3 protein-coding genes are annotated in these 3111 nt (G+C 40.1%); 1 reads left to right on the forward strand and 2 read right to left on the reverse strand.

The window, feature by feature from the left end; all coding sequences use genetic code 11:
* Both ACOVO2_RS07080 and ACOVO2_RS07085 read right to left on the reverse strand, forming a co-directional pair.
* Positions 1-251, reverse strand: a 251-nt coding sequence (locus ACOVO2_RS07080) for a DUF779 domain-containing protein (protein WP_421769298.1), incomplete at its 3' end; no start/stop codon positions are given.
* 66 nt (positions 252-317) lie between these two features.
* Positions 318-1841, reverse strand: coding sequence for an aldehyde dehydrogenase family protein (locus ACOVO2_RS07085; protein ID WP_421769299.1), 1524 nt, complete (start codon positions 1839-1841; stop codon positions 318-320).
* Between the two features lie 359 nt (positions 1842-2200).
* On the opposite strand from ACOVO2_RS07085, the gene ACOVO2_RS07090 reads away from it, so the two are divergent.
* Positions 2201-3111 (forward strand): AraC family transcriptional regulator (locus ACOVO2_RS07090; RefSeq protein ID WP_421769300.1); only part of this gene is annotated, 911 nt, incomplete at its 3' end.

The following is a 3111-nucleotide window of genomic DNA, read 5'->3' on the forward strand; positions in this document are numbered from 1 at the left end:
ACATCGAGCGTGAGATGGGTGTGTTTCCAATATTCAAATTGGTCTCTTGACATATAAAAATCACAATCGTGAATGGTGCCGAGTTTTACATCGTTTTCGTTGAGCATCAATTCACCAACCTGAAAACACATCGGTGATGAGCCATCGCAGCATCCACCACTTTGGTGAAAGAACAATGGGCCGTTTCGTTCTCTCAGTTTATCAATAATTTCGGCAGCTTCGGGCGTTACAGCCACTCGTTCGATAGTCATTTGAGATATAATTATTCAATAAAAATGCAGAGACAAGGCATGCCTTGTCTCTACGAATATGTATTATCAGAAAAATCCGAGTTTGTTTTTGTCGTACGAAATCAACATATTTTTCGTCTGACGGTAGTGACCCAACATCATTTTGTGGTTTTCACGACCAATACCCGATTTTTTGTAGCCACCAAACGGAGCGTGTGCTGGATAATCGTGGTAGCAGTTTACCCAAACTCTACCCGCCTGCACGGCTCTTGCCACCGTATAGGCTTGGTGCATATCACGTGTCCACACGCCCGCACCTAAGCCATAAAGTGTATCGTTGGCAATCGCAATGGCTTCTGCTTCATCTTTGAAAGTTGTCACACAAACCACCGGCCCGAAGATTTCTTCTTGGAAAATTCTCATTTTATTATTTCCCTTGAAAATCGTTGGCTTAATGTAATATCCACCTTCTAAACCTTCGTTATAAGCGGCCGCACCACCTGTCAACACCTCAGCACCTTCTTCTTTCCCGATTTCAATATAATTCAAAATCTTCTCGTATTGGTCGTTTGATGCTTGAGCTCCCATCATTGTTTCTGGGTCGAGTGGGTGGCCGAGTTTGATGGCATTTACACGCTCAACTACACGCTCAATGAACGCATCGTAGATTGATTCTTCTACCAAAATTCTTGACGGACACGTACAAACTTCTCCCTGATTCAGAGCAAACATTGAGGCACCCTCAATGGCTTTATCAAAAAACTCATCATCAGCTTCCATGATGCTTTTGAAGAAAATATTTGGTGATTTTCCACCTAATTCCAACGTTACTGGAATGATATTCTTAGAAGCATATTGCATAATTAGCTGACCAGTAGTGGTTTCGCCCGTAAATGCAATTTTATTGATACGTGGACTCGATGCCAAAGGCTTGCCCGCTTCTATTCCAAAACCATTTACGATATTCAGCACACCCGCAGGTAACAAATCTTGAATCAATTCGGCCAAAACCATGATACCAACTGGTGTTTGTTCGGCTGGTTTCAATACGATACAGTTACCCGCTGCCAGTGCTGGAGCAATTTTCCACGCAGCCATCAAAATCGGGAAATTCCACGGAATGATTTGTCCAACTACGCCCAGCGGTTCGTGAATAATCAACGAAAGCGTATTGGCGTTTAGCTCAGAAGCAGAACCTTCTTCGGCACGAATCACGCCCGCAAAATAACGGAAGTGGTCGATAGCCAAAGGTAAATCGGCGGCCATTGTTTCACGAATTGCCTTGCCATTATCCCAAGTTTCAACACGAGCCAAAAGGCTTAGGTTTTGCTCAAGGCGGTCGGCAACTTTCAACAAAACATTGCTACGAGTAGTAGCCGACGACGACCCCCAACTTGGAGCGGCTGCCCAGGCGGCATCTAATGCCAAATTTATATCTTCTTCGGTCGAGCGGGCTACTTGCGTAAATACCTTTCCATCGACTGGCGATGTAACGTCAAAGTATTCGCTTTTCACAGGAGCTACCCACTTACCACCGATAAAATTATCATAATGCGTTTTGAAGCTTGGTTTTTCTACCAAATTACTTTTTTGTGTTGTTACTGCTGACATTGTTTATAGTATTAAAGGTGAAAAAAATTATAGTGCAAATAAATCTTGTAATAATGATATTGAATGTCATTTTTCTGCTGTCATGTACCACTTTTCTGTCAACTGATTGCACTATTCTATACTCAGTTGTACTATCCTATCAATTTACAGTGTTGGGGTTAATTTAGATAGTTATATTTTTTGTGGAAATAATAATATTAGGTAGGTTTGTTTAGAGTAAGTTGATAGAACGCAGGTTATTATGATTTTTATGATAAAAAATGATTTAGATAAAATTGTTATTTACATCATCATAAAAATCATAACTATCATAAAAATCAGCGTTCTATTTATTATTTCACCAGTAAAAAGCGGATAACATGATTAATCTAAATACATCTCATTACGAAAGCCGTAAGCTGGTAAGTTTGGTCGAAAACCGAACTATTCATACGCTCAATAATGCCGAACTGAATATTTTCGAGACTCACCAACAAGCATCGCAGGTAATGCTTCGATTCAGCGAACCAGTTTTGGCCAGTATGATAAAGGGCAAGAAGGTGATGCACTTAGAAAACACCCATTCGTTTGGTTTTTTGCCAGGTGAGTCGGTGATTTTACCTTCAAACGAATTGATGTGCATTGATTTTCCCGAAGCTGCCGAGCATAATCCAACGCAGTGTTTGGCATTGGCTTTTTCGGAAGCAAAATTGCGAGAAACAGTAGAGTTATTGAATAATCGAGGCACCAAACAAAACGGCAAAGAATGGAGCATGACCGACTATAATTATCATTTCACGAATGATGTAGCCATTAATCAGATTCTCCAACGCCTTATCTTTATTTTCGCTGAAAAACACCCTTCAAAAGATATTTTTGCCGATTTACTGATTCAAGAGTTAATTATCAGAATCTTGCAAACCGAATCGAAAAGTATTTATCTAAAAAAAGCCCAACACGACTCGAATAACGACCGTATTTCGTTCATTATCAAATACATACAAGATAATATCACCGAAGATTTATCCGTAGAATTGTTGAGTGAAAAAGCCTACATGAGCGAGTCGAATTTTTATAGAACTTTCAAGCACGAACTTGGTTCATCGCCCAATGATTTTATTATTGAAGAACGCCTAAAAGTTGCCGAAAGCATGCTCCGAAATCCTAAAGTGAGTGTAAAAGAGGCCTACATGGCAAGTGGTTTTAATAGTTTTTCGTATTTCTGCCGCATCTTCAAGAAAAAGAAAAACCTTTCACCAACCGAGTTTAAAGAAAAAGCGAGTGTGATGAA

Source organism: Emticicia sp. (assembly GCF_049241225.1).
Lineage (GTDB): Bacteria > Bacteroidota > Bacteroidia > Cytophagales > Spirosomataceae > Emticicia.

Bases quoted from the DNA above. Each gene is read 5' to 3' on its own strand.
- ACOVO2_RS07085 (WP_421769299.1), bottom strand. From the start codon at position 1,841: ATGTCAGCAGTAACAACACAAAAAAGTAATTTGGTAGAAAAACCAAGC.